This is a genomic window from Streptomyces sp. NPDC033221 (assembly GCF_055577005.1).
Genome location: NZ_JBVIQN010000026.1, coordinates 100,570 through 116,493 on the forward strand (window position 1 = coordinate 100,570; position 15,924 = coordinate 116,493).

Consider the following 15,924-nt stretch of genomic DNA (forward strand, 5'->3'; position numbering starts at 1 on the left):
ACGGAGCGTGAGGGCGGGGCCTTGCAAGAGCCGGTACCCGGGGGCCGACATGACCAAGGAGCACCTGAGTTGACCGAGGGCATGAGGAATACGCCGGAGGACGGCGGACCGGCGGAGGCGGCCGGGACAACCGCTTCCGCTTCCGCGAACCGGGCGGCGGATGCGACCGCTGCGACCGCTGCCCGTACGGGAGCCGCGGACACCCCGGACACTCCGGAGGAACCATCCCCGCCCTCCGCTGCCGGAGGCCACTACGCCGCGGACCGGCTGCGGCTCCTGCAAGACACGGGCCTGGACGGCCCCGCGCGCCGGACCGCCCTCGCACGCCTCACCGACGGCTGGCTGGCCACCCTGTTCGAGCGAGCGGCAGCCGAAGCCGGTGTCGGCGCCGATGCCCCAGCAGGCGCGGACACCGGGCCCGCCGCCGGGCCCGGCATCGCCCTCGTCGCCGTCGGCGGCTATGGACGCGCCGAACACTCCCCCCGCAGCGACCTGGACCTGCTCCTGCTCCACGACGGCAAAGCCGGTGCCCGCACGGTGGCCGCACTCGCCGACCGGCTCTGGTATCCGGTCTGGGACGAGGGCCTCGCCCTGGACCATTCGGTACGGACACCCGCCGAGGCGCGCAAGGCCGCTCGTGAGGACCTCAAGGTCCAGCTCGGTCTCCTGGACGCCCGCCACCTGGCCGGCGACCCGGAACTGACGGGCGCCCTGCGCGGCACCGCGCTGGCCGACTGGCGCGAACAAGCCCCCAAACGCCTGCCCGAACTCCACGAGTTGTGCCGTGAACGTGCGGTGCGTCAGGGCGAGTTGCAGTATCTTCTGGAGCCGGACCTCAAGGAGGCGAGGGGCGGGCTGCGCGACGCCACCGCACTGCGGGCGGTCGCCGCCTCCTGGCTGGCCGACGCGCCGCGCGAAGGGCTGGAGGCCGCCCGTACCCGCCTGCTGGACGTACGCGACGCACTGCACCTGACGACCGGCCGTACCACCGACCGGCTCTCCCTCCAGGAACAGGACCAGGTGGCCGATGCACTCGGCGTACTGGACGCGGACGTACTGCTGCGACAGGTGTACGAATCTGCGCGCACCATCTCGTACGCGAGTGACGTCACCTGGCGCGAAGTCGGGCGGGTCCTGCGCTCCCGGTCCGTACGACCCGTACTGCGCAACCTGCTGAGGGGCCGTGTGGCGGGAGACGGTGGACCGGGGCGAGGCGAACGGACTCCGCTCGCCGAGGGCGTCGTCGAGCTGGACGGCGAAGCCGTGCTGGCCCGGACGGCGCGGCCGGACCGCGATCCGGTGCTTCCCCTGCGCGCCGCTGCCGCCGCCGCGCAGGCCGGACTGCCGCTGTCCCTGCACGCCGTGCGTCGGCTGCGTACGGCCGCCACCACCCGGCCCCTGCCCGTGCCGTGGCCGGCCGAGGCGCGGGAACAGCTGGTCACGCTGCTGGGCGCGGGCGACCGGACCGTACCCGTGTGGGAGGCCCTGGAGGCGGAGGGGATCATCACCTGGCTGCTGCCCGACTGGGAGCGGGTGCGCTGCCGTCCGCAGCGCAACGCCGTGCACCGCTGGACCGTCGACCGGCACCTGATCGAGACGGCCGTCCGCGCCTCGGCCCTCACCCGCCGCGTGCACCGCCCGGACCTGCTGCTGGTCGCGGCCCTGCTGCACGACATCGGCAAGGGCTGGCCCGGTGACCACTCCGTCTCCGGCGAGACCATCGCCCGGGACATGGCGGCCCGGATCGGCTTCGACGCGCGGGACGTGACGGTGATCGCCACACTCGTACGGCATCACCTGCTGCTCATCGAGACGGCCACCCGGCGGGATCTGGACGATCCGGCGACGGTCGACGCGGTCGCGGACACGGTGGGCGGTATCGGGACGCTGGAACTGCTGCACGCCCTCACCGAGGCCGACGCCTTGGCGACCGGCCCCGCTGCCTGGAGCGCCTGGCGCGGATCGCTCGTCGCCGACCTGGTGAAACGTGTCACGGCGCGGCTGGCGGGGGAGGCCGCGCCATCGGGGCGGACGGCGGACGAGCCGAGCGCCGAACAGGAGCGCTTGGCCGCCGAGGCGTGGCGCACCGGCGGCCCGGTGCTCGCCCTGCACACCCGCGCGGAGGGCCACGGCGAAACGGACTCCGCCTCCGGGTCCGCCCGTACGGGACCGGACCCGGTCGCGGGGACGGATGCGGACGTCGTTCCCGAGCCGGAGCCCGTGGGCGTCGAGCTGCTGATGGCCGTACCGGAACAGCCCGGTGTGCTGCCCGCCGCGGCCGGCGTCCTGGCCATGCACCGCCTGACCGTCCGCGCCGCCGATCTGCGCAGCATCGACCCCCTCGGCGAGGGGCCGGTGCTGCTGCTGAGCTGGCGGGTGGCCGCCGAATACGGCTCGCTTCCGCAGACCGTACGGCTCCGCGCGGACCTCGTACGGGCCCTGGATGGTTCGCTGGACGTGCCGGCCCGGCTGGCGGAGCGCGAGCAGGCGTACGCATACCGATCGCGCGGGGTGCAGGCCCCGCCGCCCCGGGTGACGGTCGCCCCTGGGACCTCGCAGCTGGCCACCGTGATCGAGGTGCGGGCCCAGGACGCCCAGGGCCTGCTGCACCGGATCGGCCGCGCCCTGGAGGCCGCGCGGGTCACCGTACGCAGCGCCCACGTGAGCACGCTGGGAGCGAACGCGGTGGATGCGTTCTACGTCACGGACGAGAAGGGCGAGCCCCTGCCGGATGCGGTGGCCGTCGAGGTGGCACAGGCGGTGGAGAACGCCTTGAAGTAGCCGCATCGGCCACCTGGCCCGGGCCGCCTCCAACGGCGGGACGGCTTTCGCGGCGGAAGCGGGACTCGCGGCCCGGCCGACGCCCGGGGCCGGGAAGCCGCGCTGTGGAGCCGGCGCCGCTACGAACAACGACGTCACAGGCCCGAGGCGGGTGCACAGGAGCGCCACGAACCGGAACGTCCCCGAGCGCCGAACCGTCCTCGAAGGCGGCACGGGCTGCCCGGCCCCCGCACCTCCGTGAGACGGTGGGGACGGGGCGCGCAGCAGGCGCCCGAGCCGGTTGCGCACCGTGCCCCCGGCCGTCCGGAGCTCCGCCCCGGCGGTCCATCCCGGCGGGCAGGGACACGTTGCTTGCCTGTGCGGATACCCTAGAAGCCGACTTGACCCTGCCCCCGACCCCGAGGATCGACGACCGCCGTGTTCGATACGCTTTCCGACCGCTTGGCGAGTACTTTCAAAAACCTCCGGGGCAAAGGCCGCTTGAGCGAGGCGGACATCGACGCCACGGCGCGCGAGATCCGTATCGCCCTGCTGGAGGCCGACGTCGCGCTGCCCGTCGTCCGGGCCTTCATCAAGCAGGTCAAGGAGCGGGCGACCGGCGTCGAGGTCTCCCAGGCGCTGAACCCCGCCCAGCAGGTCATCAAGATCGTCAACGAGGAGCTCGTCGGCATCCTCGGCGGCGAGACCCGTCGGCTGCGTTTCGCCAAGAACCCGCCGACCGTCATCATGCTGGCCGGTCTGCAGGGTGCCGGTAAGACCACCCTCGCCGGAAAGCTCGGCAACTGGCTCAAGCAGCAGGGCCACGCGCCGCTGCTGGTCGCCTGTGACCTGCAGCGCCCCAACGCCGTCAACCAGCTCTCGGTCGTCGCCGAGCGGGCCGATGTCGCCATCTTCGCGCCCGAGCCGGGCAACGGCGTCGGCGACCCGGTCAAGGTCGCTCAGGACTCGATCGAGTTCGCTCGCTCCAAGCAGCACGACGTGGTCATCGTCGACACCGCCGGCCGCCTCGGCATCGACCAGGAACTGATGCAGCAGGCCGCGGACATCCGCGACGCGGTCAAGCCGGACGAGGTCCTCTTCGTCGTCGACGCGATGATCGGCCAGGACGCGGTCAACACCGCCGAGGCGTTCCGCGACGGCGTCGGCTTCGACGGCGTGGTGCTCTCCAAGCTGGACGGCGACGCCCGCGGTGGTGCCGCGCTCTCCATCGCGCACGTCACCGGCAAGCAGATCATGTTCGCCTCCAACGGCGAGAAGCTGGACGACTTCGACGCCTTCCACCCGGACCGCATGGCGTCCCGCATCCTGGGCATGGGCGACATGCTCACGCTGATCGAGAAGGCCGAGCAGACCTTCAGCCAGCAAGAGGCCGAGAAGATGGCCTCCAAGCTGGCGAGCAGCAAGGGCAAGGACTTCACGCTCGACGACTTCCTGGCCCAGATGGAGCAGGTCCGCAAGATGGGCTCCATCTCCAAGCTCCTCGGGATGCTGCCGGGCATGGGGCAGATGAAGGAGCAGATCAACAACCTCGACGAGCGCGAGGTCGACCGTACGGCCGCGATCATCAAGTCGATGACGCCGGCCGAGCGCCAGGAGCCGACGATCATCAACGGCTCGCGCCGCGCCCGTATCGCCAAGGGCTCCGGTGTCGACGTCAGCGCGGTCAAGAACCTCGTCGAGCGGTTCTTCGAGGCCCGCAAGATGATGTCGAAGATGGCCCAGGGCGGCGGCATGCCGGGAATGCCTGGCATGCCGGGCATGGGTGGCGGCGGCGCCAAGAAGAAGAAGCAGCAGAAGCAGGCCAAGGGCAAGCGCAAGAGCGGCAACCCCATGAAGCGGAAGGCCGAGGAAGAGGCCGCAGCCGCCCGCCGCGAGGCCGCCCAGTCCGGCAACCCGCTGGGCCTGCCGCAGGGCGATGACGCGAAGAACTTTGAACTTCCCGACGAGTTCAAGAAGTTCATGGGCTAGCAGTTCATGGGTTGGTAGTTCATGGGCCGGCGCCTGCCGTGGCCCCCGGGCGGCCCGTGCCGCCCCCAGGCCCGCGGACGGCGTGTGAGCGTGTGATCGAGCCCCTGGCCGGAGCCCCGGCCGGGGGCTCGTTCGCGTGGTCATCTCGGTGCACCTGCCGATCCGGCCCCCGCAGGCCGCAGCAGTGGCGTGCCGCTGCCGAGCGCGGTGGCGCTCAGCCCGAGCGCCACCGCCGCCGTGGCCCCCACGTCCGCCAAGGTCCGGGCCGACGGCAGACGCTCGGGGCAGGCAGCCTCGGGGCGCTGGATCAGCACCGGGACGTACTCCCGCGTATGACAGGCATGGCCGATCAGCGGATCGTTGCCGTGGTCGCCGGTGACGATCAGACGGTCGCCGGGGGACGAGAGAAGCGGCAGCAGCGTGCCCAGCCCCACATCGGTCCGTTGCAGCACGGAGGCGTAACGCGGCGCGTCCTGCTGGTGCCCCGCCAGGTCGGTCTCCTGGACGTTGCCGATGATCAATGCCGTATCCGGGGCCCGGCGGAGGGCGTCGAGGGTCAGCGCGAAGACCTCTGCGGTGCCGACGGCGGGACGATGCACCGCCGCGTCGCAGGCCAGGACATCCGCGGCCTTGCCCACGAGCGTGACGGGCACGCCCGCGACCGCCGCCAGCTCCGGCAGCCGGCGAGCGTGGTCCAGTGGCGCGCCGAGATGCCGCACCGCCAGCCCGCCATTCCGGTAGAAGCCGCTCGCCGGGGTGTCCAGGCCGACCGTGCCGAGGTCGCCTTCCCGTACGAACGCGGGCAGTGGTGCGTTGGCGTGGCCGCCCACGGCGATCACTCGGGCGACGGGCGCCACCGAACGCACCACCCGGGCGATACGAAGTAGCTCCGCGAACGGGATGTCTTCCAAGCACCCGGACACGTTCCAGTTGACGCCCGGGTCCGCCTCCAGGTTGTCGTGGACGAGGGCCCGCCCGTCCACCAACAGCAGGGGCCGCCCGCCGAGAAGAGCCGTACCGTGTCCGTGCGCCCGCAGGGCCGCGACGACCTCGTCGAGATGGCCGGCGAGCCGGGCCACCGCCACCCGGCTGAAGTCGGCCCCCACCATGGTCTGGTGCCCGGCGTACGTATCGGCGCCCGGATAGCCGAGAGCCGCGCGGCCCGCGGCCACCGGGAGGGACGGCTCCCTGCTGAGGTCCGGATGCGGGTGGACGAGGCCGAGACCGAGCGCTTCCCAAGTCGGCAGCGCGAGGCGGTGGCCGGTCGCCGCACGGTGACTGTCGAGGAGATGGCCGAGCGTGTCGGCGGCGGCGTCGCCGGGGCGCGGCACGCCCGCGTCGGGCATCGCACCGACACCGAAGCCGTCGACGACGAGGATGACGATCCTGCTCATGGCCCACCCGTGCCTTTCCCGCCAACGACCTCGGGGCCCTCCGGAAGCCGGCGGCCCAACGCATCGTGGCGGCTGACCAACCGCGGGGCACCGGTGGTGAGGCCGGTGACAACGGCGACGGTGCTGCGCGTGACGAAGATCTGCGTACGGAACGCGAGAACGGCGGTGTCCCCGGGCCGGACGTCACCAGGAGCCAGCAGGCGGTAATAGTCAATGCTCTCGGCAGGCGCCCGCAGCACGGCGAGCCGGGCACCGGTACGCGGAATCAGTGCCGACTCGACCCCCGACCTGGGATAGAAGCCACCACCGTGCAGAGCGGGTCGCCCATCGGCGAGGACATGCGCGACCTCCGTGACGTACACGTAAGCGGGCCGTTCCGTCTGCTGCGTCTGCTGCGTCTGCTGCGTCTGCTGCTCCGGTTGGTCCGGCTGCCGGTTCCCGCCGGCGGCATGGAGGGGGGTGGTGCCGGTGAGGGCGTGGCCGGGCTCACCGTGCGTGGCGCCCAGCTCAGCGAGCAGCGGCAGGGTGGCCGTGCAGGTCACGCCCGGAGCGCTCAGCATCAGGTCCATGTGCCCGCGTGCGGCCAGCAGCGAACGGGCCTCACGGACGAGGGCGAAAGTGGCGGTGGGACGCGCCCGCCCCGCCCCGGGAACACACTCGACGCAAGGGAATCCGGTGACCCCGGCCACGCGGATGCCGGGCAACTGTTCCGCCTCGGCCGCGAATCCCGCCAGACCGGCGAGGGGTACGCCGCCCTCCTGACCAGGGTGGACCGACCCGGGCGCCCCCTCGATACGTACCAAAACATCCTGCACGCGGCCCAGTTGCCGGGCGGCATCCGAGACGGCTCGGGCGTTGGCCGCATCGAAGACGGTCACCGCCTCCGGATGCCAGGACAGCACCTCGGGAAGCGCGCGGTGCGGTACCTGCACCAAATGGCCCACGTTCCCGACCCGCGCACCCGCCGCGTGCAGGGCGCGGGCCTCGGGCGCGTCGATGGCGGCGAAGCGGGGCAGGTACCGGGCCACGGCCCGGATCAGTTCGGGATTGCGGCCGACCTGTTTGACCACGGGCCACAGGCCGAGGCCCCACCGTCTCGCCTCTTCCGCCAGCAGCGCGGCATTTGCCTCGACGGCATCCAGGTCAATGACGTACGTGTCCGGCTGCACCGCACCGGTGCGGTGCAGCTCAGCGGCGTAACGGGCCAACTGCGGGTTGCGCGAGAGGACGGTGTCGAGGAACACGGCAGTCACACCCCTTCCCCGTCGTCGGGAACGCCCGGCCCGGTGGGAGCGGCAGGTACGCATGGGGGACAGGCCCGGGCACAGGCAGCGGGAGCGGCGTCCAGGTCGCGCAGCGCACGGCGGAGGATGTCGATCACCAGGTCAGCGCCTGCCCGCATCGGATTGATCCGCACCGTCCAGTCGGCCAGCTCCGGCGCGTCCTCAAGGACGGAGCCGGACATCCGGTAAACGAGCGGAGCGATTTCATACCGGGAGTTGGCGCCCACCGGATACGGCGCGGCGCCGTACCGGGCCGCGGCGGCCGGCACCGCGCGGGCCACGGGCCGCTCCAGCCGCAGCAGCACACACCGGTCCTGCACATTCGCGAGCCGTACCTCGGCAACGCCGGGCACCTCCCCGGCCGCCAGCCGCTCGGCGATCTCCGTACCCGTCCTGGACTGCACCGCCCACATCACCGGGACGTGGCTGAGCGCCCGCAGCGCATCCAGCGCCTGATGCCCCTGCACCTGGCCGCCGCCGGAGTAGTTGTCGTCGTGCACGCGTTCCACCAGGTCCCGCGATCCGACGACCGCTCCCACCCCCTCCGGGCCGTGCAGCTTGAACAGGGAGAAGCAGGAAGCGTCCGCGCCCAGTTCCACGCCGCACGCCGGGACACGGAGGGCCGTGTAATTGTCGTCCACGATGGTGCGCACGCCGGCGGCCCGACAGGCGGCGAGCACCCGGCCCGGATCGTAGGAGTCCGCCGCCCGCTGCCGGGAATGCTGCACGAACGCCCACCGGAACCGGCCGGAGGAGAGCGCCCGCTCCAGCCCCGGACGGTCGTTGAAATCCGCTTCCACGGTCGCCACGCCCAGCCCACGAAGAGTGACACTGGTGGTGCGGTAGACCGGTGCGCGGTGCAGGAGCAGCGGACCGCCCGCACCGAGCACGGCGCTGAGCGCGGCCCGGATGGCGCCCGTCCCGGCGCCCTGCACCAGGGCCGCGGCGGGGGCCCCGAAAAAGTCCGCGAGAACGGCCTCGACCCGCGCGGTGGTACGCGGCCGGCCCAGCCCCGGCACCACTCCCGCGTCCGCCTCGAAGAGCTGCCGTCCCTCGAAATGCCGGGCAACGCACTCCATCAGCCGGAACTGATTCGCCACCGCGTCCTCCACCGCGACCGTCGGCAACGGAAACGTCCTGGGCAGCCGCACACTCATGTCAGCCCCTCCCCGCCCGCCAGGTCACTTCCGCGCCCAGGGCCGGGGCCGTGCCCGGGTCCGGGGTCCGGCGCGAAGCCCGGCCCGAAGCGTGCGCCGCAGAGCTGATCGGCAGCCCAGCCGACTGCCCGGCCGATTCGTGCCCAGCCACTCCGTGCTTGGTCACCCCCTGCCCGGTTTCTTCACCCCAGATTTCTCCGTCCCCGCCGGTGAGGAATCGCAGCGGATTTCGACGGGTCAGCACATCGATCAGTTCCTCATCGGCCCCGGCGTCCCGTACCCGCGGCAGGAACGACCGGAACAGGTGCCCGTAACCGTGGCCGCCCTCACTGGCCAGATAGCCGTGCCGGGAGATGTCGCAACTGAGCAGCACGCGGTCGGCGTGCCCGGCTTCCACCAGCGCGATCAGTAACCGCAGCCGGGTGGCGTCGCTCTGGTAGTTCTCCTTGCCGACGGTGTCGAAGGCGACGTACGCGCCTGCCGCCGCCAACCCCCGGTGCACCACGGGGTCGTCGAGCAGGTCCTGGTGCCCGATGCTGATTCGGTGCGGAGCCAGGCCGGCCGCGGTGAGCAGCTCCAACTGGGCGGGACCGCCGCGTCCCAGCTGCGCATGGGTCGCCAGCGACAACCCGGTTGCGACCGAGGCACGGGCGGCCGCGGTGAGCGTACGGACCTCAGGTTCGCTCGGCGCGTGACCATGGCTTCCGACTTCACCGATGACGCCGGGGAGGATGCCGTCGGGGCCCGGCTCCCTCGTGATCTCTTCAACCAGGGCATCCGCCAGTTCGTCGACGGTCGCGCCGTCCACCTCGGCCGGATGGAACGCGTCGTGATACCAGCCGGTGCCCGCGACGACCGCCACCCCCGACGCCCGGGAGATACGGGTCAGGGCCGAGAGATCTCGCCCCATGCCCCGGCAGGACAGCTCGACCACGAGCGACAGCCCGAATCTCTGGCGGAGTAGAGCCAGTTCACGGGTGACCGCCGCGGCGTGCCGGGCCCCCAGCGAGGCCGCGCGGTCAGTAGCTCGGGTGAGGTCGAGGGCCAGGTGCTCGTGGGCGAGCACGGGCCCACGCACGGCGCTCACCGCCAGTGGTCCGGTGACGGTTCGCAACGAGGAGGTCATGACGCTCTGCCTTTCTGGCGCCCCGCGCGCCTGCTCAGCCTTTGACCGGGGTGAAGAGGTGCAGCCAGTGAAGGAGGTTGAGGACGATGCCGGTGACGACGACCGCGGCGGGAGCGGCGGCCATCCGGACCACCACCCGGCCCACTGCCTCGTTGAACAGGTAGAGGCCGCCGGCTATCAGGATTCCCAGCCCACCGCCCATGGCGTTGGCCGCCATCAGGGACCCGAAGAGAATGGCCAGCAGCAGGGTGTCGCCGATGGCGCCGCGCAGGTGCTCCGAGGAGTCGCGCACCGAAGGCAGACCGCCCAGCACCTTGCCGATCCAGCTCAGGGCCAGCACCTCCGCGGCGAAGACCAGCGCTCCGCAGGCCAGCGCCAGCCAGGGGCTGGGCAGCAGATACCCGATCGGGTAGACGAGCGTGAACCCGACGATGCCGTACGCGCCGGAGGCCAGCGCGGTGGTGGCGATCAGCGGGATGAACCCGAGGGCCCGGTAGAAGTCGACCTGCGCCGCTTCCGCGTACTGCCCCTTGGCGATCAGGAAGCTGGTCGCCTCGCCGCCGCCGAAGACATGCATTTGAGCCAGCAGACAGACTCCGGCGCCCAGCACCATGAACAACGGCAGGTGCCGGCGCAGCCGAGCCGCACTGGCGCCGAACAGCGACGCCATCTGGTCCACGCCTGCCGGCATCCCACCGGCGACCCGCTCTTCCGGAACCTCTCCCTCCCTGGACGGCACTGACTTCTCAGCCGTCCGTTCGGTCCGGCGCTGCCGTACGTCCTTGGCCACCGCGAACCCCATGAGCAGCAGCACCCCCACCGCCATGGCCGGCGCCCCCGCGAACACCTCCGGCCACACCTTCATCGTCAGCACCACGAGCGCCAGCTCCACCACACCTGCCACGGCACCGCGCAGCCACCCGAACTGCTTGGTGATCGCCAGCACTGGAAACAGCGTGAAGAGGAAGAGGATCGGCGTCGCCATCTGCTGCATGGCCGTCAGGAAGTCGACCGGCAGATCGTGCGCGAGGCCGTTGGCCCCGTCCAGACCGAACACCACCACCGCTCCCCACGCCCCGCCGAGCAGCGGCGCCATCCACTTCTTCGGCGCGAGGATGCCCAGGACATCGGTGGGCAGGAACACCAGCCAGGGGTTGAGTACCCCGGAGGAGAGGGCCATCGGTGCCCCCAGCCCGAAGATGAACCCGGCGGAGAGCCCGAAGGACACCGCCGTGGTGGCGCTCCGGGTCGTACGGCCCTGGACGAAGTCGAGCATGAAAGGCCGTACACCGTCGTTGAAGACGGCCAGCGCCAGGTGCGAGAGGAAGGCGGTCAGCGCGCACAGGGCCACGACGGTCAGTTGCTGCGCGAGCGAGAAGTCGAGACCGGTGCTCGCGGCGAGGACGGTGCTGCTCACGGGGTCACTCCTTTGTGCCCTGGCACGTCATCGGGTCGTACGGCCCACGAGGGCCGAGGGCGCCGGGCCCGCGGGAGGCCCGGCACGTTCAGGTACGGGTGGCGATGGCTCGGACCAGCGCGGGCGTGATCGCATCGACCTGGTCCACCGCGAAGCCGAACACCTTCTTGCCCTGGTCCAGCAGGGCAGCGATCTCGCCCTCCGACGGGACCGAGCGGCCGAAGGTGTGGCAGACCGCGGAACCCATGAGCCCCACCAGGACGCCCAGCGAGGCCCCGGCACCGGTCTGGCAGGTGCCCAGGAAGTAGCCGGCCCGGCCGATTCGCAGCAGTGCTGCCGCGTCCATGTCGTTGCTGACCACGACCTCGACGCCGTCCAGCGCCAGCCGCCGCACGATGTCCGCGACCTCGGCCTTGCCGACACCGCCGGTGAGGATGGTCGTCATGGTGTGTCCCTTCGCAGGAGGGCGAAATGCATCGCCAGGAAGTTGATCTCGGACTCGGGGAGCGGAGCGCCGAGGGCGCTCTCGGCCCGTACGGAGACGGCGTGGGCCCGCCGGACGGCCTGGGGATGATCGGCCAGCTCCGCGGCGGCTATGTCGTCGGTACGGAACTCCTCCACCGGCTCGCCGTCGCGCAACCGGGTCAGCGCCATCAGCAGATGGCTGGTGAGCATCCCCGCGGATTCCTCGGTGACCGTGCACCCCTCGGCGGCCAGCGCGTCCAGTTCGGCCCGTACGAACTCGGCGATCGCGGGCTGAACCTGACCACTCTCCACGAAGATCCGGATCCGCTGTGCGAGCAGGGCTTCCATGGCTGTTCCCCCTGGTGATCAATAGACGGTAGGCGGTGTCCCGCGCAGTGACGTGAAGCTCCGGGAAGTGCCTGCGAACAGGCCTCTCGACGACAAGCTCGGACCGGCGGCGCTCCTGCGTGTCGCCCAGGCCGACCGGCACGGTCCTCCCCGGCCGGCCGACACCGTCGCCCCGGCCGGTCGAGCCGGCGACCTCAGTAGGAAGGGATGCGCTCCCCTCGCAGTACCTCGGCCTGAAGGGTGGTGACGGCTTCCAGGTCGAGAGACCCGCTCACCGCTGCCAGCGCCTCGCTGCCCTCCTTGCGCGCTATCAGCGCCGCGCTGGAATTGCGCAGCGACAGATCGTCGGTGACTTCGTCACCGAGTGGCAGTACCGCCACTTCGCCGCCGAGCTGTCCCTGCACCTCGTCGAGGCTCCAGACGGTGGCGTCGGCCCGGTCCTGCGCGAACAGTTCGTGGAGTCGTACGAACGAGCTCTCCAGCCATGTCACGTCCTGTCGCCCGGCGAACGCCCGCTCGGCCAGCGCTTTTTGGCCCTCGGACGTGGGATCCACGGCGACCCGTAGGCCCTCGGTGTCGGGCTGGACACCTTGCCGCAGCACCAGCCCGTGCGCGCCGACGTAGGTGGCCGGGCCCAGATCCGCGATCAGATCGATGGGATGCCGGTCGATCAGCTGGTCGGCCGCGAAGCGGGACAGCACCGCCAGGTCGACCTTCCCGTCCAGCAGGGCGGACACCCGCGAGGCGGCGCCGCGCATGAAGGTGATGGCGAAGGGCGCGCCGGCTTCCTCGAAGGCGGTCCGCAGCCCGGTGGCCAGACCCTCGTAACGTCGTGAGTAGGGCAACGGCATCGCGGCGAGGACGGTGCCCAGCCCGGCGAGGCGCCACAGTACGGCGCGGTCCGCGCGTACCAGGAAGGTGCCGAGGTGCCCGCGGGCCACGGTCTCTATCGCGCCCGACTCCTCCAGCAGCTGGAGCGCGGCCTGGACCGTCCCGTTGCCGACCCCGAGCCGGGTGGCGAGGTCGCGTACCCGGGGGAGTCGCGCGGCGCTGCCCTCGGTGGGCCGGTTGATCAGCAGGGCGGAGAGCTGCCGGGCGGCGAGCCCGTTGCGGGTCAGGAACCGTTCGTCGATGCTGTTCATGGAAATGACAGTAAACAGAATTCTGGATATTGGGTATACCTCGCACGGGTGAATGGGGGGAGGCTCGCCGTTGACGCGTAACGCCGGGCTCCGGCGGATGGGGGAGGGGCGCACGCAAGGCGGGCCGGTTCTCGGATGGCCAGTTCCCGGACGGCCAGTCCTCGGACGCGGGCACCCGACCGGAAGCCGGGCAAAGAGCAGTCGACCCGGGCGGTCAGAGAGCGGGAAGGGTTGCAGGGACGAAGGATCGAAGCAGCGAACGAGCGCAGTGTCGGAGGATTCGGAGGATCGAGGCGTCAGAAAGAAATCACGTGCGCGCGATGAGATAGCGGAAGACGTTCGCCATCCAGACCGTGCCGTCCGGGCGCTGATGCGGATGCAGTGCCTCGCTCAGTTCCTTCTCCACCTGGGCCTGGTCGGTGACCTCGAGCGCGGCGTCGAACAGGCCCGTGGACAGCAGCCCGCGCACCGCGCTCGGCAGATTGCCGTAGCCGAACGGGCAGGCCACCCGCCCCGACCCGTCGGGGCGCAGCCCCGCCCGGCCGGCCAGTTCCTCAAGGTCGTCGCGGCCGCTGGGCCGCCAGCCGCCCGCCGTGCGCAACGGGTCTGCCAACCGCTGGGCCACCCGCAGCACACTCGCCGTGGCACACCGCTCCACCGGCCCCCAGCCGCCCAGTACCACCGGGCTGCCGAGCTCCGCGAGCCCGGCGGCCGTCACCAGCGAAGCCGTCAGCCCCTCGATGCTGCCGACGCAGCCCACCGGGTGAAAGGCCGTCACCAGATTGAACGCGGAGCCGCTCGGGTCGGCCGCCCGCTCGGGGCCGCCGCACGCCAGCACCGTGGTCTGCGACGCGCCGTCGCGGGCCTCGCGCGAGGAGTCGGGGGTCAGCCGTTCCCGCGCCAGGTCCAGCCGTTCTTCGTCCGCGTCCACGCCGCAAACCTGCGCGCCGCGGGCCGCGGCGATCAGCAGTGCGAGCCCGGAACCGCAGCCCAGGCCCAGCAGCCTGGTGTGCGGTCCGACACCCACCCGGTCGTAGACGGCCTCGTACAGCGGCACCAGCATCCGTTCCTGGATCTCGGCCCAGTCGCGGGCGCGTCCACAGGAGTCGACCGGTGCGGAGGGGTCGTGAGAACCGGGAGAGCCGGACTGCCGGAGGTGGTGCCGTACGAGCGTGGGTGTCATCGAAAGCGCCCCAATCCGCCGAGAACCCGAAGCTGTCAGTGGTCGATCTCCCCGTGTCCCGCCCCTGTGTTCGCGTCGTGCGCCCCCGCATTCCAGACAACTCCCCATCCGGCCCGGAGTCCAGGGGTGCGCCGGGGTTGTCTCCCGCGCGCCCCTCGGTGCGCCGGGGTGCAAATCCGCTTGCCGACGCCGGGTGTCGCGCTCCTACCATGCGCGCCATGGCAAAGGCCCTCGTTCTCACGCCCCAAGCGGACGACTTCTCCCGCTGGTACCAGGAAGTGATCAGCAAGGCCGAACTGGCCGACAACGGTCCGGTGCGCGGCACCATGGTCGTCCGACCGTACGGGTACGGGCTCTGGGAGCGGATGCAGGCGGAGGTGGACGCGCGCATCAAGGAAGCCGGCGCCCGGAACGCCTACTTCCCGCTCCTGATCCCGCAGTCGTATCTGGCCAGGGAGGCCGAGCACGTCGAGGGCTTCGCGCCGGAACTCGCGGTGGTCACCCACGGCGGCGGCAAGGAACTGGAGGAACCAGCTGTCATCAGGCCCACCTCCGAGACCATCGTCAACGAGTACTTCTCCAAGTGGGTGCAGAGCTACCGTGACCTTCCCCTGCTCATCAACCAGTGGGCCAACGTCGTCCGTTGGGAGATGCGGCCGCGGGTGTTCCTCCGTACGACGGAATTCCTCTGGCAGGAGGGCCACACCGCACACGCCACCCATGAGGAGGCCCGTGACTACGCCACCCGCATCCACCGGGACGTCTACGCCGACTTCATGGCCGACGTCCTCGCCGTCGACGTGGTGGCCGGGCGCAAGACCCCGGCGGAACGCTTCGCCGGGGCGATCAACACCCTCACCCTCGAAGCGATGATGGGTGACGGCAAGGCCCTGCAGATGGCCACCAGCCACGAACTGGGCCAGAACTTCGCACGCGCCTTCCATACGCGGTACCTCTCCAAGGAAGGCAAGCAGGAACTGGTCTGGCAGACCTCCTGGGGAAGCAGCACCCGCATGGTCGGCGCGCTGGTCATGTCGCACGGTGACGATCACGGCCTGCGCGTCCCGCCCCGGCTGGCCCCGGTCCAGGCCGTGGCCCTGGCGGTCAAGGGGGACGACGCCGTACGGGCCGAGGTCCGGCGGATCGGCGACGTACTCAGGGCGGCGGGCGTGCGCGCCCAGGTCGACGACCGTACGGACATCCCTTTCGGGCGCCGCGCGGTGGACTGGGAACTGAAAGGGGTGCCGCTCCGTATTGAGGTCGGCCCGCGCGACCTGGAGAGCGGCACCGCGACGCTGGTCCGCCGCGTTCCCGGTGGCGAGGAGCCGGTCCGGCTCGATGTGCTGGACTCCCTCCTGCCGGCGTGCCTGGAGGAGGATCAGGCGCTGCTCCTGCGGCAGTCCCGTGAGCGCCGGCAGTCGCGCACCTCGGACGTGACGACCGTCGAGGAGGCCGTCGAGGCGGCGGCCGCGGGCGGCTGGGCGCGGATCCCGTGGGCCGTGCTCGGTGCGGAGGGCGAGGCCCGGCTCGCCGAGCAGGCGGTGACCGTACGGTGTCTGGTAGCCGAGGACGGGTCGGTGCCCGAAGCCGACGATGCCCCGGGTAGCATCGCGATCGTCGCGCGCGCCTACTGAGTCCCATCGGACTCCACCGGTGTCAC

11 protein-coding genes and 1 pseudogene are annotated in these 15,924 nt (G+C 71.6%); 3 read left to right on the forward strand and 9 right to left on the reverse strand.

From position 1 onward, the window contains the following. Positions 1–81 precede the first annotated feature (81 nt). Positions 82–2,781 carry a [protein-PII] uridylyltransferase gene (locus tag ACZ53K_RS28965; protein ID WP_468842121.1) on the forward strand — a complete coding sequence of 900 codons (2,700 nt, stop codon included), beginning with the start codon at positions 82–84 and terminating at the stop codon, positions 2,779–2,781. 417 nt (positions 2,782–3,198) lie between these two features. Beyond that, the gene (ffh, locus tag ACZ53K_RS28970; RefSeq protein ID WP_468842056.1) at positions 3,199–4,749 is read left to right on the forward strand and encodes a signal recognition particle protein; all 1,551 of its coding nucleotides are present in this window, start codon (positions 3,199–3,201) and stop codon (positions 4,747–4,749) included. A gap of 140 nt (positions 4,750–4,889) precedes the next feature. Here ffh and ACZ53K_RS28975 read toward each other — a convergent pair whose 3' ends face one another. The 9 genes and pseudogenes from ACZ53K_RS28975 to ACZ53K_RS29015 form a co-directional block, all read right to left on the reverse strand. Next, on the reverse strand, positions 4,890–6,143 hold the full coding sequence (locus ACZ53K_RS28975) for a phosphopentomutase (protein WP_468842059.1): 1,254 nt from the start codon (positions 6,141–6,143) through the stop codon (positions 4,890–4,892). Then, entirely contained in the window at positions 6,140–7,387 is a 1,248-nt protein-coding gene (locus ACZ53K_RS28980) for an alanine racemase (protein WP_468842124.1), read from the reverse strand. Before ACZ53K_RS28980 ends, ACZ53K_RS28975 begins: the two co-directional genes overlap by 4 nt. Positions 7,388–7,392: 5 nt before the next feature. Next, positions 7,393–8,583 carry an aminotransferase class V-fold PLP-dependent enzyme gene (locus ACZ53K_RS28985; protein WP_468842061.1) on the reverse strand — a complete coding sequence of 397 codons (1,191 nt, stop codon included), beginning with the start codon at positions 8,581–8,583 and terminating at the stop codon, positions 7,393–7,395. A gap of 193 nt (positions 8,584–8,776) precedes the next feature. Beyond that, positions 8,777–9,709 (reverse strand): annotated as a pseudogene (locus ACZ53K_RS28990) (phosphotriesterase family protein); the annotation flags it as partial. A 34-nt stretch (positions 9,710–9,743) separates the two neighbouring features. Continuing rightward, positions 9,744–11,126 (reverse strand): YhfT family protein, encoded by a 1,383-nt coding sequence (locus ACZ53K_RS28995; protein WP_468842063.1) that lies wholly within the window; start codon positions 11,124–11,126, stop codon positions 9,744–9,746. Positions 11,127–11,214: 88 nt separating this feature from the next. After that, entirely contained in the window at positions 11,215–11,571 is a 357-nt protein-coding gene (locus ACZ53K_RS29000) for a DUF2620 family protein (RefSeq protein WP_468842065.1), read from the reverse strand. Then, the gene (locus tag ACZ53K_RS29005; protein ID WP_468842067.1) at positions 11,568–11,939 is read right to left on the reverse strand and encodes a PRD domain-containing protein; all 372 of its coding nucleotides are present in this window, start codon (positions 11,937–11,939) and stop codon (positions 11,568–11,570) included. Before ACZ53K_RS29005 ends, ACZ53K_RS29000 begins: the two co-directional genes overlap by 4 nt. A gap of 194 nt (positions 11,940–12,133) precedes the next feature. Next, positions 12,134–13,081 carry a GntR family transcriptional regulator YhfZ gene (yhfZ, locus tag ACZ53K_RS29010; protein WP_468842069.1) on the reverse strand — a complete coding sequence of 316 codons (948 nt, stop codon included), beginning with the start codon at positions 13,079–13,081 and terminating at the stop codon, positions 12,134–12,136. A 307-nt stretch (positions 13,082–13,388) separates the two neighbouring features. Beyond that, positions 13,389–14,264 (reverse strand): methyltransferase domain-containing protein, encoded by an 876-nt coding sequence (locus ACZ53K_RS29015; RefSeq protein ID WP_468842071.1) that lies wholly within the window; start codon positions 14,262–14,264, stop codon positions 13,389–13,391. A gap of 218 nt (positions 14,265–14,482) precedes the next feature. Between ACZ53K_RS29015 and proS the strand changes: the two genes are divergently transcribed. Further along, on the forward strand, positions 14,483–15,898 hold the full coding sequence (gene proS / locus ACZ53K_RS29020; RefSeq protein ID WP_468842073.1) for a proline--tRNA ligase: 1,416 nt from the start codon (positions 14,483–14,485) through the stop codon (positions 15,896–15,898). The last annotated feature ends 26 nt before the right edge of the window (positions 15,899–15,924 follow it).

Coding starts and splice junctions, on each gene's coding strand:
- ACZ53K_RS29015 (WP_468842071.1), bottom strand. CDS start 14,264: ATGACACCCACGCTCGTACGGCACCACCTCCGGCAGTCCGGCTCTCCC.
- ACZ53K_RS28965 (WP_468842121.1), top strand. CDS start 82: ATGAGGAATACGCCGGAGGACGGCGGACCGGCGGAGGCGGCCGGGACA.
- ACZ53K_RS29005 (WP_468842067.1), bottom strand. CDS start 11,939: ATGGAAGCCCTGCTCGCACAGCGGATCCGGATCTTCGTGGAGAGTGGT.
- ACZ53K_RS28975 (WP_468842059.1), bottom strand. CDS start 6,143: ATGAGCAGGATCGTCATCCTCGTCGTCGACGGCTTCGGTGTCGGTGCG.
- proS (WP_468842073.1), top strand. CDS start 14,483: ATGGCAAAGGCCCTCGTTCTCACGCCCCAAGCGGACGACTTCTCCCGC.
- ACZ53K_RS29000 (WP_468842065.1), bottom strand. CDS start 11,571: ATGACGACCATCCTCACCGGCGGTGTCGGCAAGGCCGAGGTCGCGGAC.
- ACZ53K_RS28985 (WP_468842061.1), bottom strand. CDS start 8,583: ATGAGTGTGCGGCTGCCCAGGACGTTTCCGTTGCCGACGGTCGCGGTG.
- yhfZ (WP_468842069.1), bottom strand. CDS start 13,081: ATGAACAGCATCGACGAACGGTTCCTGACCCGCAACGGGCTCGCCGCC.